Source organism: Zobellia galactanivorans (assembly GCF_000973105.1).
GTDB classification, from domain to species: domain Bacteria; phylum Bacteroidota; class Bacteroidia; order Flavobacteriales; family Flavobacteriaceae; genus Zobellia; species Zobellia galactanivorans.
Window position 1 is genome coordinate 2,564,581 of the sequence record NC_015844.1, and the last position, 25,324, is coordinate 2,589,904.

Consider the following 25,324-nt stretch of genomic DNA (forward strand, 5'->3'; position numbering starts at 1 on the left):
CTCTAGATTCCTACTTAAGACTGGCTTTATAGCCTTCTACAGCTTTTTTAAAGCCTATTTCTTCACCGGCTAACATTCTTTGGTAGTCTTCAGGCCTTTCCTTTTTCACCCATTCGAGAGCATCTACGGAAATGGCGTGTACCGGATGGTAAACCGAGCTTACGGGTTCCATTTGCCGGTCAAACTCCAAGGTCTTTTGGCGCATCTTTTGAAGCACCTTGTCATATTTGGGGTCTTCGGCCAAGTTGTGCAATTCCTGGGGGTCGTTTTTTAGGTCGTACAACTCTTCTTTGTCCTTGCGAGGCGCAAAGAACAACTTTTGGCTTTCGTTCAGTTTGCCTTCGGCCTTTAGGGCACGCATTCGGTGTACCGCAGGGCGGTAGAATTCCAAATAGGCCTGATGGGCGTCGAAGGGTACTTCGGGCATGTCGTTGCGGATGTATTTCCATTCGCCCGAGGTAATGGCACGCGATTTCTCTTCTATTTCATCCCATAGGTCCCGGGCTCCATAGACGTATTCGCGTTTGAAGTTTTTATCGAATATGGGTTTACCGGTCATGTAGTCGGGAATTTTTACATCGGCAAAATCCAATACGGTTGCGGTGATATCCGTAGCCGAAACCACATCCCGTCTCACCTGGCCCGCTTTTAGGTCTTTGGGGTAATACACGATTAGGGGAATGTGCAACCCCGGGTCTTGCAGGTATCCTTTGCCCCGTATATTACAACGGCCGTTGTCACCGATAAAAATGACCACGGTATTGTCGGCCATTCCTTTGTCTTCCAGTTCTTGAAAGATCATGCCGACTTCATGGTCCAAAAACTCGATTTGGTCTAGGTATTTGGCCCAATCCAAACGAATGACGGGGTCGTCTGCCATAAACTTGGGCAGCTCGACGTCGGCTGGGTCTACGGGGTGTTTTGAGTTTTCGCGGACTTCGTCCCACCAATCGCCCCTATGGCTGGCCACAAGTTGGATTTGTGCAAAGAAGGGTTGGTCTTCCTTTTCAAAGGTGTCGTATTTGTCGAAGAGGCCGAACTGTGTTTTTCCGTCCCAAGGACCGATGGCCTCGTGCTTGAAATTGGCATCTATCTTACGGCCTTTGCCCATTACCCCGTGATGACCCAAAATAGTGGTATAGCCAGCTTTTCTTAGCCAATAGGTGAAAGGTTTGAACCGTTCGTCTAAGGGTACGTCCCTGTTGCTTCTATGGTGATGGGCGTTGATTTTTACCTGATGCGTGCCGGTCAGCATGGCCGAACGACTGGGCGAACAGATGGGGTTGGTCACAAAGCAATTTTCAAATTTGACGCCTTCCTCCGCCATTTTGTTAAGGTTGGGGGTCTTTACGCCTTTCATACCGTAGCATTCAAGGTCAAGGCTCATATCTTCGGCCATGAGCCAGATGATATTGGGCTTTTCCTGGGCGAAGAGCATACAGCCGAACAAAAGGTATATACTGGCTGCAAACGTCTTTTTTATCGTGTTTTTTTTCATCATCGGTAGTCTTTTTTAGAGGTCAAAATTCAGGTACCGCCTCTTTTTCCCATTTTTCGAGTTGCTTCTTCATCTTCTTGGCCCGATCTACTTCTATATCGATAAGGTTTTTCGATTCGCTCCTATCCGTTCTAATATTGAATAGGTCGTGTCGGCCACTGTGGTATTTGACCATCTTCCAGTCGCCGTTCATAATGGCGGTATATTGGTCTTCATAACTTCGGAAAAAGAACAGGTTGCGTTCCTTGAATTTCTTACCTTGAAGCAGGGGCATCAGGCTTTTGCCTTGAATATCCTTTGTCTTTGGTTTTTTGCCGGAAGCGATCTCTACCAAAGTCGGGAAAAGGTCAATGGATTGCACCGGGACATCACATGAAATACCTGGTGTGGTCACCCCGGGATAGTGAACGATAAACGGAACCCTGGCCCCACCTTCACCGAGGGTATTGCCTCCGGTTTTTCCTCCCGATAAGGGAGCATTGCTAAAATAACCGCCTTGATCCGATAGCAATATGATAACGGTATTGTCGGCGATACCTTTCGCTTCGATGGCCTTTCTGACCCTGCCTACCGATTCGTCCATAGTACTGACCATGGCGGCATACTCGGCGTCCTTACCGGTTAAGCCTTCCTTTTTATAGCGTTCCACCCAGTCTTTTCGGCCTATATGTGGCCCGTGCACGTTATAGTACCAAAGCGATAGCATAAAGGGCTGTTCTTTATCGTATTCGCCAATGAATTTTTCCGCACCATCGGTCAACACATCGGTCAGGTAGGTGCCTTCGGGGGAATCGGGTAGCGGATTTCCTTTTTTAAAGAAGGGTGCATAATAATTTCCAGGGTGGCCGTGGTCTCCGGTGCCGTATTGCGCATCGAAACCTTGATGAACGGGATGGTACTTTTTGCTTCCCAAATGCCATTTCCCAATAAACATATTGTAATAGCCGAATTCTTTAAGTCGCTCGGCATAGGTAACTTCCTCTAAGGGCAACCAATTTCTGGAGGGCATTTGTACCGGATCGGTAGGCCATAGGTTGAATTCCCCCCCGGGTACGTTGTTCTTGGCGGCTTTTTCTTTACTGTCTATGATGTGGCGTACCATTTGAAACCGCACGGGTTCCTTGCCCGTTAAGAGCGAAGCCCTGCTTGGACTACAGGTAGGTGTAGCGATGTAGGCCCGGTTAAAGTTCAAGCCATCTTTTTTGAGCTGGTCGATGTTCGGCGTATGAAATTTCGGGTTTCTAAATCCAACATCGGCCCAGCCGTAATCGTCTACAAAGAGCAATACGATGTTCGGTTGTTCTTGGGCTATACCTTTAAAAATGCTGATAAAGAGTGCCGCTAAAAAAAGGGTATTTTTCATTTGACTAGAGTGTTTTTTAATTGTTGGAGTAAAATGCCGACTCAGGAATCGGGCCCTTTTCTATAGTAGGTCCGCTCCACTGTATGTCTAATGTAGGCTTTGTTCCTGTTTTCTTTTTGTAGTAAATTCGAATAGGATGGTAACCGGCTTTTAAATTCATGCTACCTTCTTTTAAGGTGCCTGCCTCGTAGCCGTAATCGGCATCGATCACGCTTGCTTCGTGAATGCGTACAAAGGCCTTGCCGGAAGTGGCCAAGGAAAAGGTGTAATTGCCGTCCGTAGGTATTTTAATAAAGCCTTCAAATAGAAAGACCTCGCCTTTTCCTACGATGTTTTCCAATGTAGGGGTCTGAGACGTGCCGTTTGCTATAGGGCTTAGACCATCGACTTTAGGTAGCCAGGGTGCACTGTCTTCGAATGCGGCCCACTTTAGGCCCTTGCTTACCTTTGGTACGGGAAGGGGTGAAACCATGGCCGGGTCATAGGGCCTTGCGGCGGCGGTATCGGGCATACGTACTTGTAACGCGCGTTCTTTCATCCGTGATTGTAGGGCCGTCATGTCGGGTTTGCCCGCTAGGTTTTCAGTTTGGTGGGAGTCTTTTGTGACATCGTAGAGTTCAAAGTCATCATCGGCACTTTGGATGTCGTACCGTAAACCGACGATATCGCCCATGCGCATCATTTGCATCTGTTTTCGTCGCCTTCCCCGGTTATTGGGTGCGAATTCTTCGTATTCAGGAGTCTTTCCGCCTTGATTGTACTCTACATAGATAAGGCTTTCCTCTTGTTCGCCCGTTCCGGTCAGGATGGGTAATAAGGAGATCCCATCGGTATTCGCCGGTGGTGTATAGCCTGCGGCTTCCGAAAAAGTAGGAAGCCAGTCATAGGAGATACTTGGGGCATCGATCACTTGGCCGGCGGGAATCTTGTTGGGCCATCGGGCTATTAACGGGGTGCGTTCGCCTCCTTCGAGCACATCTCTTTTAATACCGTTGAAGGGGCCGAAACTATTGAAGAAGTCGGCGGCATATTCTTCCTCGGGTAAATACGACTCTATTGATGGGCCATTATCTGAGTTGAAAATGACCAAGGTGTTTTCATCAATGTTCAGGTCTTTTAGGAGTTGCAGCAGGTCTCCTACTTCATTATCGATTCTACGGGTGCTGGTTGCATAGCGTTTGTATACATCGGGCCAAGCGACTTCGGGCGTTTCTGGGTTTTTATCGTGGTCATAGGTAGCATGGGCATAATCGGGATGAATGTAGGAGTCGACTTCCCCTGATGCGGTGTTGATCATGTTTCCGGCTTGGCCGATCCATTGTAAACCTCCGTTCAAACCACCTCCTTCTGGGTAAGCTTGTGTAGGTAGTTCGAGGACGGCATGGGGCGTGTCAAACGCCAAATACATAAAGAAAGGCTCTTGTGCGTCTTTTTCTTTCACTTGCTCTACGATCCATTTTTTGGCTACGGCCGTCCATAAATCGCCCGTATAGCACTTGTCGAGTCCTTCGCTTACCTCATTCTTGTTTTCGTAAACCTCTTTTTTACCGCGGTAAATACCTTCAACGGGATAGTGCTCATGGCCATCCCTGTGGCGCATATAGCCGTAATAGTAGTCAAAGCCCCTATTGTTGGGGTGTGCCGGCCACGAATCGCCATTTTCCGACCACCTGCTGGAGCCTTGGAGTCCCCATTTGCCTATAGCGGCGGTGGTATAGCCCGCCCGTTGCATAAGGTTGCCCAAGGTGTGGTTATCGGCCAGGGCCTTGTCAAATTGGCCATTACGGACATTGGCATGGCCTTGGCTGACCCCCAATAATAAGGAGGAACGCGAAGGGGCACATACCGGTGCCGCCGTATAATGATGGGTGAGCATGGCACCTTCTGAAGCCATTTTGTCCAACTGTGGGGTCAGGGCCCAGGGTTCGCTACGGTCGTTTTCTTTTTGTCTCTGGTTCTGGAAAAATACGCCAATGTCTCCATAGCCGAGGTCATCGGTAAGAATGTAGATAATATTCGGTTTCTTTTTTGGTCCGGCCGTTTGGTCCGCTTTTTCTTGTTGCTTCTTTTCGGCACATGAGAGTAGGGTAGCTGTAAAAACCAGAACCGATAAGAGTTGAACTGAAAATTTTTGTATTGACATGCTTTGCTCTTAATCTTATTGTAGTGTTGTTTTATTTGAACTTCAACTTAGGCTGGCTTTCGTCTTTTTCTAAGATAGGCTTGGCCTTGCCCTTATAACCGTTTTTCTTGAACACGATGTTTTTGGAGGCTTTCACCTTTATCGCCGGATTCTCGGGATGTAGCATAGGGAAGGTTCCCGAATTGGTGATTTTATTCCCTTCGAACAATAATCCGTCTACATTTGAAATCTCAAGGATCAGATTGTCGAATTGGTTAAAGGTGTTGTTCGTGATCTCAATATTTTTAAAGGCAATGTTATCATTGTCATCATCGGTTACGAAACGTATGACCCCTCTATTGAACCCACTGTGTTGGTTGTCTTGAAAGGTATTGTTCCTGATGACCAAATTAGCGGCATTGCCCGACTCGAACCAATGACTGCTCTCTACAGGTACTAAGATAGCTTCCATTTCGGTACTGAAAAAGTTATTTTCTATCAAGGTGTTCTTAGGGTTGGAAATCAATAATCCACGTGCCCTGTTACGGCTAATGTTGCAATTTTGGACCAATAGGTCGGGGTAGCCTTCCAAATTTTCGATTAGGTCACCTACTTTTAGGGTAGCGGGAAGCTTTTCATTGAAAGTAACGATCTGATACCGCCCATTGATGTTTTCAATGGCTTTCAGGGTCAAGTGGTCATAGGCAAAAAAGGAGTCGGACAGGCGAACCAGGCCTATGGTGTCATTTGGGGTGCCGATAGGAAAGCCTTGTTGCTGTGCATGCCCCATTCTGACCCCAATGCTGTTTTCGCTTAAGATATCCACTACTTCCTGATAGGTGCCATGTACGTTCGTGGCATCGTCCAACTGATTGTTGAAGGTGCAGTTCTTTAGTACCACTTTCCCGCGGCATCCCACGAAATGGGTGGCATCTGCAGAGGTGGAAACCATTCTACCATGGGAGGGTTTTACATGAAAACCATCTAAGATGAGGTCCGATGAGTTTTCGGCGATCAGGCCCATACCGCCGGCATGGTTTACCGTTACGTTATTTGCGTTAAAACCGTCGGTTCCGGAAATACGGAAGGCAGGGGCCAACCGGTTTAAGCTTTGGTCGCCTTTACAGACCAAGATCATGCCTACGGGCGGCAGTTTTTTTCTGTGATTGTATATGCGAACGGTACCAGGTTTTATCTCTTTTACCCTTAAATTATCTTCCTTGCCCCTTACTTTTTCTACTTTAGAGCGTGGGTCAACTTTGTATTTGTATTTTATTTTATCGAAGTTGCGCTGCGTCTTTGAATTACGTATCGTTGTGATGGGTGTGTACGCTTCTGTGTCAAAGGCAATAGCATTTCTTATGGGGTCGTATAGAATGGACTGGCCAAGGTCGTGCTCATAGTATTCTTTTAGAAAGATGAGTTGTTCATTCCTAATCTCATACGGATATTCATCTGAAAAATGGATGTCAAAAGTGTTGTTTTTTTCGTCGTTAGCTACTATAGTACCCTCGCTGTGAAAAGGCATGGCCCAATCTATAGTAACATTCTGCACCGTAATGTTTTCAGAGCCTTCAATTAAGAAAGGGATCATTCTGCCATGGTAAATAAAGGTTGAACCTTGACCATCAATTACTAGGTCTTTAAAACCGAGAAGGGGCAAGGCCGTTTTTGCCATTACGTCGTCATGGTTCGAGATGCGGGTAAAGCGTTCAAAAGCCTTATCGGGATAAAAGTGATAGGTGCCCTTTTCAAATTTTATTTGGGAAATAGGATGGTCTTTTGCTTGACGTATCCGTGCTAGAAGGGCAGGGGTGGCATCATCGGCAATATCGGTTTTAAAAAGTACTTTTTCGTTGAGGGATGCCGATTGTGAAAATCCCATAATACCCACAAGACATAGGGTTAGGGCGATAAGGTTTTTATAGGGAGATGTATTCTTCATTTTTTGATTTTAAAGCCTTTATTGTTTTTTGTTTGCAGTGTTTTGGTCGAGGTCGGATCACTTTTGATGATGTTTTCGTTTGTGCCCGAATAACTGTTCTTTATAATCTTAGTGGCCTTGCCCTTGGTGATTTCGAACATGGGGGCGTTCGGGTATAGCTCGGGGGCATCCTTGGTTTGAATAATGGTATTGCCCGAGACCTCCAATCCGTCTACCCGATCGGCCCATACGATACGGTTTCCGAAGGTCTGTATACGGTTGTTCACGAAGCGGATATTTCGGTCATAGCGAATATTTTGGTCAAAGCCCTTGCCTAGACGTGGGGTAATATAGAGAACGGCGTGTTCCATACCACTATAGGCGCAATATTCAAAATTGTTGTTTTGTATGAGTACGTCTTGTACCGCGCCGCTTTCGAACCAGAAAAAGCTTTCTCCGCGAAAGAAAACGGAAGACATCATAGAAGAGAAATTATTGTTTTCGATAACCGTTTTTAAAGGGGTCTTCAGTACAATGTTTCGGGCCCTGTGGTCTTTAACGGTGCAGCCGCGCATGGTGAAGGTAGGGTTCCAGGTTTTGTTCTCCAGAATATCGCCTACGGCCAATTCCGGGGGGAGTCCGTCGTTAAAGGAAAGGTCGATATACTTGTCGTTTACTACCGATACCGAAGCTACGGTATGAACCGAACCTCTTTTGGGGTTCGGTTGGTGTATAAACCAGATTTCATCATTGGGAGCGGCAAATTCGAATCCCATTTGCTCAAAATGTTGGAGTGCTACCCTTACCGTCCGTTGGTCAATGATCCGGTCGACGACCACATAGGTGCCATGTACGTTCGTACCATCGTCAAGCATGTGTTTAAAGGTGCAGTTTTCTATAAGGATATCACCTTTACAGTTGGCAAAATGTGTGGCGTCGGCAATGGTCGAGACCACACGGTCAGACCCTTCTCGTACATACACGCCGCAATTGTCGATTGTAATGTTTTCGGTTCGTTCGAACAAGAAGCCCATTCCAAGGGCGTGGTGGACCTTTATGTTTTTTAGGAGGATGTTTTGTGACGAGGTCACCTGAAAGGCCGGGGCATATCGGTTATGGTCATGGTCCCCCTTTGAATGGAGGATGGAGCCTACAGAAGGGTATTGCTTTAAATGTTCGTAAAAACGAAGCGTTCCATTGGGGCGTTTTTCAACCCAACGTGGTCTACTGCTCATGTCCCAAGCGCCATGGGCCACCCGCTTGTGTTCGGGGTCAAAGGCCAAGGTGCTTCCCATTTCGGGGAAGACGAAGCCGTCTATATCGGGAAAAAGGATCCGCCCGTTGTTCAGTTTCCATGAATAGCCCTCGGTGAAGGGCTTGATATCACGCCAGCCTTCCTTTTCGTTCACTGCAACTACTTCACCCTGAAAGGTAAAAGGGATATCCCAGTCTATACTGAGGTCGTTTACCGTGACTTTCTTGCAGTTTTTGAACTGAAAAGGGGCTACTTGGCCGTGGAAGATAAATTCGGCCCCATTGCCTTCAATGGTAACCGAATCAAAATCCTCCAACAGAAAAATAATATTCTTTAATCCATTGCCGTGATTGGTGATATACGAATATCGTTGGGTGGCATAATCTGGTAAAAATTTATAAACCCCTGTCTCAAAAACCAAGGTCAGGTTTTTATCGCTCACATTCTCTAAGGCTTTACGGACCACGGGGGTCATATCTTCGGCATCGGGTTGAAATTGAATGGTTTGTTGTGCCGTAAGGTGGAATACCCCTAAAAGGAATATTACGAATACATATGTTGATTTCATAGATCTAAAAAAATGTCGGTTTTGTGCTTAGAGGTTAACTCCGGTGCCTTGTAAAGAATTGTCGTGGTCCCATGTAATGAGCCAAGGGTCTTTGGTCTCTTTTTGAAAAGCTTTCATTTTGACTTTTAAGGCCTCTAGAACGTCTTTGTAATTTGTGTCATCCGCCAAATTATGGCTTTCACTGGGGTCTTTTGACAGGTCGAACAATTCAAATTCAGGTCTGAAGAGGTAGTCTTTGACCTTGCGTTTTCCAAAGTATTCTTTTTCGCTTCGGTATACTTCCTGCCAAGTAGATGCGGCCCAAAGATCCGATGCGAAGGGATATTCTTGACGCCATGCGATATTGCGGATAAGTTTGAAGTTTTTATCCCTGACTACCCGCATGGGGTAGTACATGGTAATCTCGTGGAAGGTATGGGAGGCATAGATTTCATCCCATCCCTTTGGGTTTTCCTCGGCGAGTATTTTTTTGAACGATTTACCATGAAAGGCGTTGGAGTCATAGCTGACGTTCGCCATATCTAAGATGGTGGGAGTAAGGTCGGTCCACGATATAAGGGCGTTGTTGACAGAACCACCCTTCAGGCCGGCCAGAGGGCCTTTTATAATGCAGGGCAATTTAATGCCCGGCTCATAAACGGTAGTCTTGGCACCGGGAAAGGCCATGCCGTTATCTGAAATATAGATGACTACGGTGTTCTTGTCCTTGCCCGTATCTTTTAGCATTTTCATGAGCTTTCCAAAACCTTGGTCTATTCTTGAAACGCTTTGGTAGTATTGTGCTATTTCTTCTCGGGTTTCCTTGCTGTCGGGAAGGAAATCGGGTACGACCACATCTTTGGGGTCATAGGTAACGGTCTCTACGCCCTCGTATCCTTCTTTCTTATTGCCGAAACTGTTGGGAAGGTACCAAGGGTCCGATTGAAAGGGGGCGCCACGGTGGGGGTCGTCTGTACAGAAATAGAGAAAGAAAGGTTTTTCGGAATTAAGGACGTCCTTGCACTTCTCGGCCATTTCTACGGTATTCCGTGGGTCGGCCTCCAATACTTTTTGAAAGTGGTAAACCGATTCGGGGGCAACGTGGTATTTTCCTATTCGAGCCGTTTCGTAACCTGCTTTTTCCAGTAGGACGGGCAGGGATTTAACATTATCATAGCTGCTAAAGTGATGATAGTCGTGTACATGTCCGTACGAACCGGTAGCGTGCCCATATAGACCGGTGAGTATAACCGATCGGCTGGCGGCACAGCTTGCACTGGTGCAATAGGCATTGTTGAAACGTACACCTTCGGCGGCCAGTTGATCTAGGTTGGGGGTTTTGATCACTTTGTTTCCATAGGCGCCGATAGCATCTGTGCCATGGTCGTCGGAAACAAAGAGAATGATGTTGGGCGATGTGTTTTTCGCGTCTTTTTTAGCAAGGTCTTTTGTTTTGTCTTTGGTGGTACAGCCAACAAATAGTAAAAGAAAGATAAGGACTGGGGTAAAAAGTTTTGAGGTCATGGTATGTCTTTGATTTTGAAACATAAGGCATTGCCGTACAAAGTAGATATATATTCTTGATTTCTATGTATGCAAGGGTTTATGAAATGTATTTGGGAGTACAAATGTGGTTATAGAGAAAAAGTCATTCCCGATGAAAGGAATGACTTTTAGACTAAATAGGGTGAAGGCTAAGGCCTTAGTTTAGGTTAGGGTTTAGTGTAGTTTCGGTAGCGGGAATAGGGGTAAACCATAGGTTTTTGTCGGCGGGATCTCCGATTAAGGGAACCTCCCTTGCATCACGCGTGGCATTCGCTTCCGCAACTTTTTCTAAACGGACCAAGTCTAACCAGCGGTTGCCGCTAATTTCCCCTAAGAATTCATAGGCCCTTTCGTTAACGATCGCATCGATCATCAACTGGGGAGTTGAAAGTTCGGCAAGTGTATAGTCGATGGCCGGGTCGGGAGTCATCCAAAATCCGGGTTCCAAGGCGGCTACTTCGGCTTGTTTGGTCGCTCCTTTGGCATAGGCCCTTCTTTTGACCCTGTTCAATTCTTCCAAGGCGGTAGCTAGGTCTCCTGTATTTGCAGCGGCTTCGGCATGCATTAGTAAAACTTCCGCATAACGCATGGCAATACGGTCGTTGGAGGTTTCCCATGTATGTTCAACGACCAGGTCAAGGGGATCGGTTGAATTGGGGGCCGGTGTACCCCAGGTATACTTGGTGACTATAGGGTTTTTGAATTCTTCAAAGAACTGATTTCCCTCTGTAGCGGTACAAAACTCTTTTCGGTAGCCTTCAGGGAAATTGTTAAAATAGGTCCACTCCATGTACAAGTCCATCCAGTTGGCCCATCTGTAACCATATACCCTGTTTTGGGTAATTATTGGCCAAGATTCCTTAGACATAATATGGGCAAAAATGACTTCCTTGTTGATCTGATGGGGATCTTGAAAGTTATAGGCAAAATCATCGGTTAGGGAATAAACGCCGTCAGCAATAATTTCACCCGTCAGTTGTTTTACTTGCTCCCATTTATCCGCTTCATTGTAGGGATAGCCGGTCAACTGCATATATGTTTTCGCCAAGAAGGCCTTGGCCGCAGTTTTTGAAACCCTACCGTTCGATATCGTGGGATTGGAATCTCTCTCGTTAACGGCCCATTTAATGGCGAACTCAAAATCTTTGATGGCTTGGGCCATAACCTCTCTCATAGGGGTTAATGGAATTTCCAGGTCTGGAACGGGATCCAAAGGCATAGGCACATCGCCAAAACTTGTTGCAAGTCTGAAATAGCATAGGCCTCTAATAAAATAGGCGTTGGCATGGGCCGCGTTTATTACGGATTCCTCTACACCTTCTGGGTGGGCATCGGCGATATAGCTATTGCAGGCCAGAATGGTTTGATAGTTCCCATTGTAATCATTGGTAGCCCACGAGTTACCTGCAGTCCTTGCAAATTGGTCCGATTCAAGAACGAGCCATTTGTTGCTGCCCAATCTTGAGGTTAGGTCATCCGCACCCGTGAAATGTGCATAATTATCTAAGCCCCAAGTATTTCTACGTAGGGTGCCGTAGATGCCTATTATACCGGCATCTAATGTGTTTTCGTCCGAATAGAACGTCGATGAGGCAACTACCCCGTCCGATCCTTCGTCTAACTTTTCACAACTTCCAAATCCTAGAAGGATAATGAAGGCAAAGAGTACTGTATATGTATTATAAATTCGTTTCATTTTCTTTGTTTTTTGATTAAAAACTTACTTTGAGTCCGAGGGAAATAGTTCTTGTTAATGGGTATGAAAAGGCATCGACACCTGATTGGGAGTCACTGGATAGTGCCGTACTCGAACCTTCAGGGTCTAGACCAGAATAATTGGTGATAGTCAGTATATTGTCTGAACTAACGTATAGCCTGATACTACTGAGCCCTAGGGCGTCGGTTGTATTATCGGGTATGTTGTACCCAAGGGTCATGTTACTGATCTTGAAGAAGGAGCCTTTTTCGATATACTGGCTTACGACATAGGTAAGGGAGTAGTCCGTTCCATAAGGCATCACCTGTTGGGTAGATGAGGTGTTGGTAGGTGACCACCTATTTCTGTAATCCGTTGAAAGAATACCATAGTTCAACCTGTTGTCCGTCCAATTATAGATATCATTACCTACGGTTCCAATACATTGTATGGAAAGGTCGAGGCCTTTGTAGGCGATGCTTGTACCAAGTCCATACGTAAAATCGGGAGAAGCGTTACCGATAATTTGTCGGTCTTCCGCCGATATGGCTCCATCGTTGTCTATGTCCTCATAGCGCACTTCACCTGGTCTGGAGCTATACGAATCGGCTTCTACAGCCTCATCTTCTTGCCAAATACCTATGGCCTTCAATCCGTAGAACGAGCCCATAGATTCACCTTTTCTTACAATGAATTTATTATTGCCCCCAACTAAGCTCCATATGCCTATGGGCTCTTCATTGGCGATAAAAATTTCTTCTACGGATTCACCTCCCGATTGGCCTAGGTTTTGAACGATATTTTTGTTTTTTGAGAAATTGGCGTACGCACTCCATTGAAAATCATCTTTGCTCACGATATTCCAATTAAGGCCCACTTCAATACCATTGTTGTCTATATCGGCAAAATTGTCGGTAATGGAGGATTGACCGGTATATCGGGGTATGGATTTAGCGATGATTACATCAGTTGCCTTTTTTGAATAGACATCTATGGTACCGGTTAACCTATTGTCTAGAATACCGAAATCGATACCGGCGTTATAGGAGGTGGTGGTTTCCCATTTTAAATCTTTATCGGTAATAGAGCCGGGCACGACCCCTTGAACGGATTCCCCATTGTCTAATTGGTACCAACCATAATTACGTCCGTCTCCACTATCGGAAGCTGCAAATGTTTGTTGAATGGTTCCATAACCGACCGCTTGGTTCCCCACGGAACCGAAACCTAACCTAAATTTCAGGTTGCTTACGAAGTCGGAGGTTTTAAGGAAATTTTCTTCGGAAGCCCTCCATGCAAAAGCAGCTGAGGGAAAATAACCCCATCTGTTGTCGGCGTTAAATCGAGACGATCCATCTGCACGCATAGAAGCTGTGAGTAGGTAACGGTCCTTAAAACTATAATTAAGACGTCCCATATACGAACGGAGTTTTCCTGTACCATAGCCTGAATTAAGTGACGAGGGAGAGCCATTGGCCAAAAGGTGCCATTCGTTGGCTAAGGTGGAAAGATTGCCGACGGTGGCCGTATTGTTTCGGTTTATCGATTTTGAAAACTCATATACGCCCGATATTTTCAGGTTGTGATCGCCAAAGTTGTTTTCATAGGTAAGAATACTGTTGGCCAACCAGCTATTGTTTCTGCCGTAGGCTTGTTGTGCGGTAATGTTGTCTCTACTTATGTTGATAAAGTCCGGTAGGGTTCGCTGACCGTGATAATTCATTGAGAGGCTTCCGGCGGCACTTAGCGATAAGGTCAAATGGTTGGCCACATCAATGTTAAGGTCAATGTTGGAAGTGATCTTATCATTGAGGGTTTCTTGGTTTTGCCTAACCTGCATTTCGGGGTTTATGAGTCTTCCCACAAGAAAAGCCCCATTATATCCATTATAGGTGGTTCCATCTATAAATTCACCGTTGGCGTCACGCGACTCCCACATTTGGGGGAATATCACGGCATTACCGATTGGGTTTGCCGTACCGCCCGTACCCCTTCCATTGGCTTGGGATTCGATATGGGTTCCATAGGTGTTAAATTTAAATTGGATACGTTCTCCAATATTTCCTGATATATTGGAACGGATGGAAGTTCTTCTATAAAATGAATTTTTTATAACGCCTTCATCGTTTAAATGGTTGGCGGAGAAAAAGTATTTTAAATTTTCAGAGCCGCCCGTAAGATTCAAGGAATAGTTTTGTTTATATCCTTGGCGTGTGATAAGGTCGACCCAGTCGGTTCCGCCTTTAGACCTAAAACCGGCAATGTCCTCAGCTGAAAAGTAAGGGGATTTGTTGAGCGAAGCTTGTTGCTCGTTCATAAGTTCGGCCATTTCGTCGATGGGTAAGATCTCGTATTTATTGACCATGGAACTCATGGAGATATTGGAATCGAAAGTAACCTTTAAGGGCCCTTCCTTCGGGGCGACGGTTGTTATCAAGACCACGCCATTGGCACCTCTTGATCCGTACACGGCTGTTGCGGATGCATCTTTTAGAAAGTTTATCGTGGCGATGTCGTTAGGGTTGATGGTTGAAATATCGGCCCCTATAAAGCCATCGATTACATATAAAGGTTCGTTGCCATAGTTTATGGAACTTCCCCCTCTGATACGTATTTTCATTTTTTGACCTGGTGCTCCCGTGGTTTGTTGAATATTTACCCCACTGATCTTTCCCTGTAGACCTGCCCCGATTTTGGTAATGGGCGCCTTGAGTAGGTCTTTGGCGGAAATAGAGCCTACCGATCCGGTAAGGTCGCTTTTCTTTTGTGTACCATAACCTACTACCACGACCTCATCTAGCCCTGCAGCGTTTTCTTGCATCACTATTTTTAGGGTTTTTTGGCCTTGTGTGGCGATTTGTTGTGTTGAGAACCCTATATATGATACCGTTAATACGGCATTGGGGCTTTTAACGGTTATGGAAAAATTTCCGTCAAAATCGGCAGTGACACCGTTTGAGGTTCCTTGTTCCAAGATGTTGGCCCCAGGTAAGGGTAAACCGGTTTGGTCTACCACCGTACCACTAACGGTAGTGTCTTGGGCATAAATAGTTGATGTTATAAGAAATAACATCAAGAATGATACGCTTATCCTAAGCGTATGTTTCCAATTAATAAATAGTTGATCTCGCTTCATAAGTGAACTTTTAAGTTGATTTTAAAATGTTAAAATAAAGATGGATGGTTGGTTTGGTTTCAGTCTGTTTCAGAAATATCGTCTATTTTATCGACGTAAAATCTTTAGATTACGTGTTAATTATTTAATAAAAAAGTTAAATATATGTGAAACTTAGTGAAAATATTATAAAAAAAAGAGGTTTTGTCTTTTGAGTGTATTTTTTGTATCTGTCTGTAAATCAAATATTTCGGAGAGGGGGTGTTCCGTTTTTTTTGAGGGGGGAAATCGGTCGGTCGCGGATTCTGTATAGGGTCAAACACTTTAAAGTGTGTGTTTTATGCGTACAAAAGAATAATGGGGTCGATTGCAATAATGAAGAAGAAAATGGAATAAAAACCAAAGTGTAATCGGAAGCGGTTAGGGGGTAAACGAAAAGGGGCTGCCACGGCAGCCCCTTTTTTTAACGGGAATATTTTGAAATCGACTTTCCCCATATTTTTTCAGGAATGGGTAATCATACGTTTCCATACAAAATGCATTTGAAATTACTTTGACCGATATCGTATTGCCTCGTTCAAAAGCAATTGAACCATTAGGAAGTTTTGTCTAGCGTTTTACCGAATACCCTTGGTCTCTATAGGTTTCTAAAATCGTGGCCATTTCCTGAATTACTTCGGGGTGCGCCTCAAAAATATTATTTCTTTGTTCGGCATCTTTGTCCATGTTGAACAGCAATGCAGGCGTGTCGAAATCTGTATAAGCTCTTAATTTTTTAAAGGTTTCGGGCATTTTGGAATGCTCTCCCGAAGGTTTGTTGATATAAAGCCATTTCCCTTTTCGAAGTCCCCATACATGATCGAAGGTGTTGTGAACTGTAGCCTCGCGTAACGGGCTTTTGTATTTTTTTCCTTTGAGGAGGGGCAATAGGTTATAGCTGTCGGGAGCTGCATTTTCAGGAAGCTGGGCATCTGTGATTTCGGCCAGGGTCGCCATGATATCCACTTGTGATATTACCTCTTGTGAAACGGCTCCCGCCTTGATTTTACCGGGCCATTTAATGATGAAGGGTACATGGTGGCCCCCCTCCCAAACATCGCGTTTTAGGCCTCTAAAATCACCCATGCTGAAATGGTCGTATTTTTCGGCACGTTCAAAAGCATATTTTTCCGGACCGTTATCCGCAGTGAAAATAACGATGGTGTTTTGGTCAAGACCTTTCTCCTTTAAGGCTTTCATAACCTGACCGGCAACCCAATCGGTTTGAAACATATAGTCGCCATAGGGGCCTGCTTTTGATTTGCCGATAAATTCTTCGTTCGGAATAATCGGGGCATGGGGGGGAGGAAGGGCCAAGTAAAGAAAGAACGGCTTGTCCGCCTCCTGCTGATTGATGTAGGCGACGGTTTTTTTGGTAAGTGTCGGAAGTACTTCGTATGGGTTCCAGCCTTTAACCTTGGGGCCGGGCCTAAATTCCCATTCACCTTCGTTGACATCAAAGCCTACGTTATGTACATCCATTACTTCCCTAGGAAGTTCAACAAATTTGTCATTTTCAATCCATGCGTAAGGGGGGAAGTTGATGGTGCCATCACCAAAATAATAGTCAAAACCTTGGTCTAATGGGCCGCCCGTAAGTGGTTCGCTCCAATCGATATCTTCGGGTTTGTAGAACTTTCGTTTTTTGTTCCATTGCACTACCTCGCCCGTAGGTTCGTTCTTGAATTTCCAGTTCCAACCCAAATGCCATTTTCCGATAGCGGCGGTTTTATAGCCATTGGTTTTTAAAATTTCGGGAAGGGTAACATCCGATTCGTTAAAGAAGGGAGGTCCAAAAGATTGCACGATACCATGTTGCCTTCTCCAGTGGTACGTGCCCGTGAGCAAGGCATATCTGCTGGGCGAGCAAATTCCGGAAGAACTATGGGCATCGGTAAAACGCATACCCTCGGAAGCCAGTTGGTTTAGGTTCGGGGTGGGTATTTTTGAATTGGGGTTTTGGCATTGCAAATCACCATAGCCCATATCATCGGCATAAATGATTACAATGTTGGGTTGTTGGGCTGCTATGGGAGTGTTTGTAAGCCCCCATAGGGCAAGTATCAATAGCGGCAATCTTTTCATAGGGTCGGTCTTAATAATGATGTTTAAAGTACTATAAATATTGGAAGTAGCATAAAAGCCGGAGGGCAAATGGGTCTTCCGGCTTTTTTTAAACTAACTCAACAATTAACACAAAAATAAAATTGTGAATGCTTTACTAAGTGCAACCTGTTTCTTGACAAAATTCACCCTACCCCATATACTGGAGGTAGGGGCAATGTTCTATAAGGTTAACGCGCAAAACTATCGACGGATTTGTAGGCGTCAATAACGGCTTGTTCTCCCTCTTTTCCGGGTCTTGAGTTTCCGTGTTCCATTCCTAAAATACCATTGTAGTTTTTTTCGTGAATGAATTTCAAGATATTCCAGTAATTGATTTCTCCTGTCGTAGGTTCATTTCGGCCCGGGTTGTCGCCCATTTGTATATAGGCGATTTCGTCCCAACAGGCTTCCATATTCGGAAGGAGGTTCCCTTCCTGTATTTGCTGGTGATAGATGTCGAATAAAATTTTACACGAAGGGGAATCTACGGCCTTGCAGATGTCATAGGCCTGTGGCGAATCGGTCAGGAAGGCTCCTGGATGATTGAAAAAGTTAAGGGGCTCGAGCACCATGGTGAGACCGTGGGGTTCAAAAATTGCCGAGGCCTGTTTTAGGGTCTCTACTACATGGGCTTGCTGATAGCCTTTCTTTATTTTAGGGGCGAGGTTGCCGGGAACAACGGTCATCCATTTCGCATTGACCCGTTTGGCCACTTCCACCGATTCTTTACAGTGGGCTAAAAATGCCTTTCTTTTTTCCAGGTCACCGGAAGCTACATGGCCTTCCTTTAAAAAGACGGCTACAAAAACGCCCATCTCAATACCCCTTTTTTGCATGGTTTGCGCCATTTTTTCCTGTAAGGTGACATCGCGGGTGCGCATTTTATTGTCTTCAAAGGCGGTAAAACCTTGGTCGGCCATAAAATTCAATTGGTCTATGGGGTCTTTGCCCGCATGGTGTTCGAACATGCCCAAATGAGGGGCATATTTCAGCTTGAATTTATTGGAGGCTTTTGGATGTGTCGGGGTGGAGGCATAAGATAGTCCAGAACCCATGGTAATCGCCCCTGTGGACAATGCCGCTTTCTGTATAAAATTACGTCTCTTCATTTTGGTGTGCTTGCTATGGTGCGGGTCGGTGGTATAAGGTGAATCTTGGTTTAAATAGACCAAGCTTTTCCTCCGGTCAACTCTTCTAGGTCGCCGCAGGCAATATATTGTCCGGGAATGGAATCATAGGCCAGTACTTCCTCGCCTACGTACTCCGTACATTTATAGCCCCAAATGGTCAGCTCCCTTATCTTTTTGGCAAAGGGTAGGCCCTTGGCTTTTTTGTCGGTAAGGGCCTTCTTCATTACGGGGGCCAGATCAATGGCGGTAAGGTCGCTTATCTTCTCTTTTTTGGAACTGTTTAAGGCGTTGATGGCCAATTGGTTCAAGGTGGTCTTAAACTGGTCTTGCTGCTTCGGGGGCATGACCTCCTTGGCGAAATGGTCTAAAAATACATGGACGTTTACTTCCGAAGCCGAAAGGGTGTCCGTTTTGGGAAGTATACTATCGACCAAACCTATTAGCACAGTACCTTGGTCTTGGCTTAAGAATTTAGGGACCCAAATGGTTTCCTTTTTGTCATTACAACTTTGTAAAACGCTCATGAATGTCGGTGCGGCAATTACGTAGCCCATTGACATTCCTATCTGCATCAATGCTTTTCTTCTATCCATTATATATTTCCTTTTTTGAGTTCTTGTGCTGCGTGATTGGCGGCCCTTGCCGAAAAGGCCATATAGGTCAATGAAGGGTTGACACAACTCGATGAGGCCATAAAGGCACCGTCGGTTACGTATACGTTCGGTACTTCGTGTATTTGGTTGTGACCGTTCAGTACCGAAGTTTTGGGGTCCCTTCCCATGCGTGCCGTTCCCATTTCATGAATGCCATGTCCCATGTTATAGGAGCTGTTGTGGGTATTGATATCGCGAAAACCGGCCTTTTTTAGCATTTCGGCGGCCTGAACCACTATGTCTTCACGCATTTTTAGTTCGTTGTCCCTTATTTCGGCATTGAAGGTCACGGTCGGGAGTCCCCATCCATCCAGATTGTCATAGTCTAGGGTCATGCGGTTGTCTTGATAGGGTAAGATTTCACCAAAGCCCCCTATCCCCATGGTCCACCCGCCAGGTTTTAAGATGGCTTCTTTCAATTCTTGGCCCATGGTGAGTTCCGCTACGGCATCTTTCCAGTTTTTACGGCTTGCGCTACCTTGATACCCAAAACCGCGCAGATAGTTCGTGCTTTTCGATTTGGCATCGATGTTCTTAAAACGGGGAATGTATACGCCGCCAGGTCTTCGTCCTTTGTAATATTTGTCCTCAAAGCCATCGAATTTGCCATTGGCCCCTGCCCCTAGGTGATGGTCCATGATATTTCGGCCTACTTGGTCGGAATCATTGCCCATTCCGTTCGGAAAACGGTCCGATTTTGATTGTAGAAGAATAGAGGCCGAGGCAATGGCCGATGCGCACAAGAAAATGACCTTGGCATTGAACACCAACTCTTCTTTGGTCAAGCGGTCGATGACCTTGACTCCGGTCGCTTTTTTTGTGTCGGGGTCGTACATCACTTCGGTGACGATGGAGTCGGGTCTTAGGGTCAGGTTGCCGGTGCGTTCCGCGGCCGGTAGGGTAGAGGAGTTGCTGCTAAAATATCCACCGAAAGGACATCCTCTGGAACAACGGTTCCTGAACTGGCATTTGGTGCGTCCTTCAAATTCCTTGTCGCCCGTAATATGAGCGATCCGCCCCGAGGTAACCACCCTTCCGTCTAGGTTTTCATAAACTTTGTCCCTAAAGTGCTGTTCCACACAGTTCAATTCCATCATTGGTAAAAACTGACCGTCGGGCAGTTGTCTCAGTCCCATTTTTTCACCCGATACACCAATGTAACTTTCTACCTTATCGTACCAAGGGGCAATGTCTTTATAGCGAACGGGCCAATCAACGCCATGGCCGTCATTTTTATTTGCTTCAAAGTCGATTTCACTCCAGCGGTAACTATGGCGCCCCCAGGTTATGGATCTGCCACCTACATGGTAGCCGCGCATCCAGTTAAAGGGTTTGGTTTCGTTATATGGGTGTTCCAGATCATTCACGAACCATTTGTACGAATCCGCACTTCTGCCTTTGTTGGTCCGACTCTGTTTGGGGCGCTTTGCCTTTTCGGCAATAGAAAGCTCACCGCCAAATTCAAAGTCCCAATCATCCATATGGGCCGTAGTGTAATCTTTTATGTGTTCCACCATTCTGCCCCTTTCGAGCATTAAGGTCTTTAGTCCGTTTTCGCACAATTCCTTGGCGGCCCAGCCTCCGCTGACACCCGTACCTACAACAATGGCATCATAGGAACTTTGTTCTTCGTTAAAATAAAATTTGCTCATTTGCTATGTTTTGAAAAAGAGGTTTTGATTTGTTTTTATTCTAAGCCGATACGAAAAACGTAGGCCGCCTCGCAAGGCTTTTGGCCATCAACGGAAATGGATAGGCCTTTAGAGGTCTGCTTCCATTTGATGTCGTTTTTGCCGCTTATGAATTCTACCGATTTAATTCGTTTTGATGTATTGGGATTGTTTTTTGAAAGGGATTTAATATTGAATTTGCCATCTTTTGGCCAACCCAATGCCGTAGCATATAGGGTTTTTCCTTTGGTGGTAAAGCGAAAGTCTTCGGGGCCGGATTCTTTATTGTTCTTTTCGGAATGATGACCCGTTTCAACTTTCGTAGGGCCCTCGCCAAAGATGGTCCAGGGTCGGGTGTCGTATATGGCTTCGCCGTTAAGACTCAACCATTGGCCCATTTCGTTCAATATTTTTTGAGCTTCATCGGGAATGGTGCCATCTGCCTTCGGACCTATGTTCAACAACAAACATCCGTTTTTGCTTACGATGTCTATCAATTCGTCGAGGAGGTAGTTTGAAGTCTTGTATTCTTCATTGGTAACATATCCCCAAGAAATCTTTCCTATGGAAGTATCGGTCTGCCACGGGTATTTGAAGATCCCGTCCATACGGCCGCGTTCAATATCGAGTACTATCAGGTCTTCGGGAAAGGATTTGTTTCTCATGTTCTTGTTTTGAAAAACAACGCCTTTGTTCCATTCTTCGCCCTTATTGTAGTAATAGGCAAGTATTTTTTTATGCACGACCTCAAAACCGGGTTTGTCCAATCCGAAATCGAACCAGAGCAAATCGGGCTCATAATTGTCAATGATATCGGTGGTACGGTTCCACCAAAGGTTCAGGAATTTTTTAGTGGGTAGGGTATCATTGCCTATGGGCTCGCCGTACAGGTCGTAAAACTCCGGATTATTGGTGTCCCAGGTCGGGTCGTCCTTACGGTAATAGACCCTGTGGCGGGCAAAGTGGGAGGATACCCCGAACTTCATTCCCTTGGCCTTGACCGCATCCGACAACATACGCATAACGTCTTTTTTCGGGCCTGTATCCTTAACGTTCCAGCGCGTGTGCTTAGAAGCGTACATGGCATAGCCGTCATGGTGTTCGGCAACCGGTACTACATAGCGGGCCCCTGCATTTTTAAATAGGGCGGCCCATTCCTCTGCGTCAAATTTCTCCGCTTTAAAATCAGGTATAAAGTCTTTATAGCCGAATTTCGAGGGGTCGCCATAATGGGCCCTATGGTAGGTGTAGGGCTTTTTGCCGCCTTTTGACCATTTTTCGTCATAGATACCTCTGGGGTATTTTTCACTGCTGTAAGCGGGTACGGCATAGGGGCCCCAATGCAGGAAAATACCGAATTTGGCATCCCTGAACCATTCGGGAATCTCATATCCGGCGCGTATCGATTCCCATTCGGCTTGGAATTTTTTCGGTTGAAGTTGGGCGTGTAGTGCGGTAATCCCCATGAACAATAAAAGGGTCATGGCTACTTGGCTTACAAATTTGTTTTTTGTTGTCATTCTGAATTTTGGCTTTAATTCTTTTTCTTCTTTTTGATAATGCCAATTTCAGGACGAGGTATGTTTTCCGATGCCCCTCTCATAACGTAAGGTTCCCATTTTTTTCGGGCCTTTTGCCATTCTTGAAGCGTTTTTGTAGGATACCATGCAGGCCAGCCTATACGGTTAAAATCGTAATTTTTTTGGTTTTTGGCGACCCATTCGTCCACTGTTGAAAATGGATTCTTATCAGGAAAAATGCCAATGGCCTTGAACTCATCGCTAACACCTTGGTCTTTGATCACGTTGGTGCGCCAGTTCTGAAGTTCGGCCAATAGCTCTTTTTTCACAGGGCCATATTCGGGATTATCGGCTACATTCTCTACCTCATATGTGTCTTTTCCTAGATCATATAGTTCGATTTCGGGTTTTACGGGTGCAAAGAAGGCGGCCTGCTCGGGCGTAAGTTCGCCTTTTAGGTACATGATGCTCATTTCTGCCAATACGGGGTAGGCGTTTTCCTTGTATTGGTTGTACTGTAAGTATGGTCTTTCAGGCATCAGATTGAGAATGAGCTTGTAGTCTTTTGATCGTATGGAACGCATGGCATCATGGGTTTCGTCCATTTTGTCACGGGCGGCAAAAACGTATTTTCGTTTTTTAATGGCTTCCCCTAGAAGGTTTTTTCCGTGTAAGGGAAGCGGAGGGGTAACATGGGCCGCATCAAGTATGGTGGCATCAATATCCAAAGACATGACCAGGTCGTCGCTTACCTGACCGGGTTCTACTTGGCCTGGCCACCGCATGATCATAGGGATACGGGTACCGCCATCGTATAAAAATTGTTTGCCCCGAATGTGGCAACGGCCATGGTCGCCTATAAAAAATACAATGGTATTATCGGCCAAGCCTTCATCTTCTAGTCGCTTTAACAAGGCGCCTACTTCGCGGTCTACCAATTGCATTTGTTCCAGTCCGTTGGCCCAATCACGGCGAACAAAGGGCGTGTCGGCATAATAGGGAGGGAGCTCAACGTCTTTAATGTCGATAGGTCTTTCGGGATCGCGCTTCCACGAACGGTGGGTTCCGCTAAAGGTGATTCTTGCAAAAAATGGTTGGCCCGGATTGCGATCGGCCCAGTCGTTGGTGTTCATAAAGAGCTCTTCCTTGGTGTCGGGCAAAAAGTTCATGTCGGTTTTCCAACTCATTAAAGTGGTGAAATACCCAGCCTCTTCTAAGAGTTTAGGAATGGGTTTTATACCGTAGGGCAAGGCTTCTTTGTTGTGCTCACGGTGTTGGTTGGCGCCAATGTAGTTTTGGTGGAAACCGGTCATCATGGCGGAGCGCGAGGTCGAACAAACGGGAGAGGTCGTAAAGGCCTTGTTGTAGCGAATGCCCTCGGCCGCCAATTGGTCTACGTTAGGGGTGTAAATGCCCTTTGTGCCGTAACAGGAAAGATCAGGACTCCAATCCTCAATGGTAATCCATAAGATATTGGGGCGGGTGTCGCTCGTTTCCTTTTGGGCCTTTTTTTTGGTATCTCCGCACGAGGCGAACATAAGAAGGCAGGAAGATAAAATGGGGAACACAGTTTTTTTTACCGAAGGAATCATAAGCGTTATATTATCTATAGGTCAAATGAAATAGAAATCGGGCGGACTTATGTATGTATCGGTTTATCTGTTGTCTCTCTCGGTACATTCGAGGCTTTTTGAACCTTACGAATAAAAATCGGAAATGATGTGTCTGGCCCCTTTTTCATAATCCCATAAATAATCGCCGGTAGCTTCGACACACTTTTGACTGATATGGTGCGGAAGTACCGAAACCAAGGGGTATCCTATTTTTGACTTGAACATTTCCAAATGCTTCAAGTATTTTTCTTCGGTAATATCATTTTCGGCATTTCCCCCAATATGGTCAAGGTTGATACCACGGCCGGGAGAAGATTTATATGAGATTTCATAATGTGTCTTTACACGTGCGGGCCAGTCGTATTTATCGTTGAGCCATACATCGTTGGTACGGGTAACATCGGTGAATTTGGTAAAGAAAATATCGGGGACGTGGAATTCCATTTCAATGGAGGGGTCAATGCCTTTTGCTGCTTTGTACAGTTCTTTGTGTATGTGGAGCATGTCTGATTTGGTGTTGTACGACATATCAATTTTAAATTTCCGTACCCCCATTTTATGAAAGCGGTGAATGGTCTCCGAAGCGTATTCGAAAATGTCGGCCTTGGGGTTCAACCATCGCACGCCTTTGTCGTATTCCGTTTTGCCTTGGGCCCGATAGGCTCCCAAGAGGTTCGGGTTGTTCTGGGCCGCGATACTTGAGGCGTGTATTTTAGGAAAGCCTATCCATAGACCGGGCGTAAACCCTTTTTCGTTTATAAGGTCCATGGTCTTTCTAAAATCGGGAAATTTTTTGGGGTCGGGATGCCATGAGCCGTAGCCGGAGTTGAGACTGCCGTCGGGAAATTGGCCCCAACCGTGATCCAAGGTCATTTTTCCCTTGGGAAATCCGTATTCGATAACTTTGTCTAAATACTTCGCTACAAAGTCGTGATTCAGTAGATTAAAATGCCCTTTGGGAACATTGGATTGTATCTTCTGCTCTACCCAGGTGCAATATTCCACATCGGCCCAAAAGTGGGGAAACACTTTATAAGGCTGAATGTTCAGGCGGTGCATCATTTGGGTATTGTACGTCTTCCACGCTTCATCGCCCTTACCGCTTTCATCCACAAAAAGTTCCTGTCCCTCGGGAACGTTTATGGTCAGGGTTTCTTTTCCGTCGAAACTAAAGGTAGAATTTTCAAAACCGAAGGTGGTCATAAAACCCACGAACTTACCGGCAGCGTCTCTGATAACCGGCGAACCGCTCATTCCACTAGCCGGAATGGTGAAGGGATTGTGGGTAAAGGCATCGCTTTGAAAGTAATAGGCATCACCACCTTTTTGGGCTGCGGTGCCATTGCTGTTATAGGGACAAAACAATGGTTTGGTGACTTTTATTTTTACCTGTTCCCCTTCAACCTTATCGTTTTTGTTCAAAACCTCATAGTGTGTAGAGGTGGCTTGTGCCGCCAATGGGCCTGAAACTCCTGCAAGGGCAATACCCATACCTGCTTTTTTTATAAAATCTCTTCGGTTGTTCATG

General features: G+C 45.6%; 15 protein-coding genes. All 15 read right to left on the bottom strand.

Features of this window, described 5'->3' with window-relative positions; genetic code table 11:
- Nucleotides 1-10: 10 nt before the first annotated feature.
- Nucleotides 11-1,501 carry a sulfatase-like hydrolase/transferase gene (locus ZOBGAL_RS10370; protein ID WP_013993552.1) on the bottom strand — a complete coding sequence of 497 codons (1,491 nt, stop codon included), beginning with the start codon at nt 1,499-1,501 and terminating at the stop codon, nt 11-13.
- Between the two features lie 19 nt (nt 1,502-1,520).
- Complete coding sequence (locus tag ZOBGAL_RS10375; protein WP_013993553.1) at nt 1,521-2,861, bottom strand: sulfatase; 1,341 nt, start codon at nt 2,859-2,861, stop codon at nt 1,521-1,523.
- Nucleotides 2,862-2,877: 16 nt separating this feature from the next.
- On the bottom strand, nt 2,878-5,004 hold the full coding sequence (locus tag ZOBGAL_RS10380) for a sulfatase-like hydrolase/transferase (RefSeq protein ID WP_013993554.1): 2,127 nt from the start codon (nt 5,002-5,004) through the stop codon (nt 2,878-2,880).
- A 31-nt stretch (nt 5,005-5,035) separates the two neighbouring features.
- Nucleotides 5,036-6,928 carry a right-handed parallel beta-helix repeat-containing protein gene (locus tag ZOBGAL_RS10385; protein ID WP_013993555.1) on the bottom strand — a complete coding sequence of 631 codons (1,893 nt, stop codon included), beginning with the start codon at nt 6,926-6,928 and terminating at the stop codon, nt 5,036-5,038.
- On the bottom strand, nt 6,925-8,730 hold the full coding sequence (locus tag ZOBGAL_RS10390; protein ID WP_013993556.1) for an alpha-1,3-galactosidase-related protein: 1,806 nt from the start codon (nt 8,728-8,730) through the stop codon (nt 6,925-6,927). The genes ZOBGAL_RS10385 and ZOBGAL_RS10390 overlap by 4 nt, the downstream gene beginning before the upstream one ends.
- Before the next feature lie 27 nt (nt 8,731-8,757).
- The gene (locus tag ZOBGAL_RS10395; protein WP_046287867.1) at nt 8,758-10,233 is read right to left on the bottom strand and encodes a sulfatase family protein; all 1,476 of its coding nucleotides are present in this window, start codon (nt 10,231-10,233) and stop codon (nt 8,758-8,760) included.
- Between the two features lie 178 nt (nt 10,234-10,411).
- A complete protein-coding gene (locus tag ZOBGAL_RS10400) occupies nt 10,412-11,950 on the bottom strand; it encodes a RagB/SusD family nutrient uptake outer membrane protein (protein ID WP_013993558.1) in 1,539 nt (512 codons plus the stop codon).
- Nucleotides 11,951-11,966: 16 nt separating this feature from the next.
- The gene (locus ZOBGAL_RS10405) at nt 11,967-15,086 is read right to left on the bottom strand and encodes a SusC/RagA family TonB-linked outer membrane protein (protein ID WP_013993559.1); all 3,120 of its coding nucleotides are present in this window, start codon (nt 15,084-15,086) and stop codon (nt 11,967-11,969) included.
- 588 nt (nt 15,087-15,674) lie between these two features.
- Nucleotides 15,675-17,189 carry a sulfatase family protein gene (locus ZOBGAL_RS10410; protein WP_013993561.1) on the bottom strand — a complete coding sequence of 505 codons (1,515 nt, stop codon included), beginning with the start codon at nt 17,187-17,189 and terminating at the stop codon, nt 15,675-15,677.
- 209 nt (nt 17,190-17,398) lie between these two features.
- Nucleotides 17,399-18,319 (bottom strand): hydroxypyruvate isomerase family protein, encoded by a 921-nt coding sequence (locus ZOBGAL_RS10415; RefSeq protein ID WP_046287869.1) that lies wholly within the window; start codon nt 18,317-18,319, stop codon nt 17,399-17,401.
- Nucleotides 18,320-18,369: 50 nt separating this feature from the next.
- On the bottom strand, nt 18,370-18,933 hold the full coding sequence (locus ZOBGAL_RS10420; RefSeq protein ID WP_013993563.1) for a gluconate 2-dehydrogenase subunit 3 family protein: 564 nt from the start codon (nt 18,931-18,933) through the stop codon (nt 18,370-18,372).
- Complete coding sequence (locus ZOBGAL_RS10425; RefSeq protein WP_013993564.1) at nt 18,933-20,645, bottom strand: GMC oxidoreductase; 1,713 nt, start codon at nt 20,643-20,645, stop codon at nt 18,933-18,935. Before ZOBGAL_RS10425 ends, ZOBGAL_RS10420 begins: the two co-directional genes overlap by 1 nt.
- Before the next feature lie 35 nt (nt 20,646-20,680).
- Nucleotides 20,681-22,183, bottom strand: coding sequence for an alpha-L-fucosidase (locus ZOBGAL_RS10430; RefSeq protein WP_013993565.1), 1,503 nt, complete (start codon nt 22,181-22,183; stop codon nt 20,681-20,683).
- A gap of 14 nt (nt 22,184-22,197) precedes the next feature.
- Nucleotides 22,198-23,751 carry a sulfatase family protein gene (locus ZOBGAL_RS10435; protein ID WP_197541284.1) on the bottom strand — a complete coding sequence of 518 codons (1,554 nt, stop codon included), beginning with the start codon at nt 23,749-23,751 and terminating at the stop codon, nt 22,198-22,200.
- Between the two features lie 129 nt (nt 23,752-23,880).
- Nucleotides 23,881-25,323: a twin-arginine translocation signal domain-containing protein gene (locus ZOBGAL_RS10440; RefSeq protein WP_013993567.1), complete on the bottom strand. Its 1,443-nt coding sequence runs from the start codon at nt 25,321-25,323 to the stop codon at nt 23,881-23,883.
- Between the last annotated feature and the right edge of the window lies 1 nt (nt 25,324).

Excerpts from the sequence above, each read along its gene's own strand:
- ZOBGAL_RS10415 (WP_046287869.1), bottom strand. The coding sequence starts at position 18,319 with ATGAAGAGACGTAATTTTATACAGAAAGCGGCATTGTCCACAGGGGCG.
- ZOBGAL_RS10440 (WP_013993567.1), bottom strand. The coding sequence starts at position 25,323 with ATGAACAACCGAAGAGATTTTATAAAAAAAGCAGGTATGGGTATTGCC.
- ZOBGAL_RS10375 (WP_013993553.1), bottom strand. The coding sequence starts at position 2,861 with ATGAAAAATACCCTTTTTTTAGCGGCACTCTTTATCAGCATTTTTAAA.
- ZOBGAL_RS10395 (WP_046287867.1), bottom strand. The coding sequence starts at position 10,233 with ATGACCTCAAAACTTTTTACCCCAGTCCTTATCTTTCTTTTACTATTT.
- ZOBGAL_RS10405 (WP_013993559.1), bottom strand. The coding sequence starts at position 15,086 with ATGAAGCGAGATCAACTATTTATTAATTGGAAACATACGCTTAGGATA.
- ZOBGAL_RS10425 (WP_013993564.1), bottom strand. The coding sequence starts at position 20,645 with ATGAGCAAATTTTATTTTAACGAAGAACAAAGTTCCTATGATGCCATT.
- ZOBGAL_RS10380 (WP_013993554.1), bottom strand. The coding sequence starts at position 5,004 with ATGTCAATACAAAAATTTTCAGTTCAACTCTTATCGGTTCTGGTTTTT.
- ZOBGAL_RS10370 (WP_013993552.1), bottom strand. The coding sequence starts at position 1,501 with ATGATGAAAAAAAACACGATAAAAAAGACGTTTGCAGCCAGTATATAC.
- ZOBGAL_RS10390 (WP_013993556.1), bottom strand. The coding sequence starts at position 8,730 with ATGAAATCAACATATGTATTCGTAATATTCCTTTTAGGGGTATTCCAC.
- ZOBGAL_RS10420 (WP_013993563.1), bottom strand. The coding sequence starts at position 18,933 with ATGGATAGAAGAAAAGCATTGATGCAGATAGGAATGTCAATGGGCTAC.
- ZOBGAL_RS10385 (WP_013993555.1), bottom strand. The coding sequence starts at position 6,928 with ATGAAGAATACATCTCCCTATAAAAACCTTATCGCCCTAACCCTATGT.
- ZOBGAL_RS10400 (WP_013993558.1), bottom strand. The coding sequence starts at position 11,950 with ATGAAACGAATTTATAATACATATACAGTACTCTTTGCCTTCATTATC.
- ZOBGAL_RS10410 (WP_013993561.1), bottom strand. The coding sequence starts at position 17,189 with ATGAAAAGATTGCCGCTATTGATACTTGCCCTATGGGGGCTTACAAAC.
- ZOBGAL_RS10430 (WP_013993565.1), bottom strand. The coding sequence starts at position 22,183 with ATGACAACAAAAAACAAATTTGTAAGCCAAGTAGCCATGACCCTTTTA.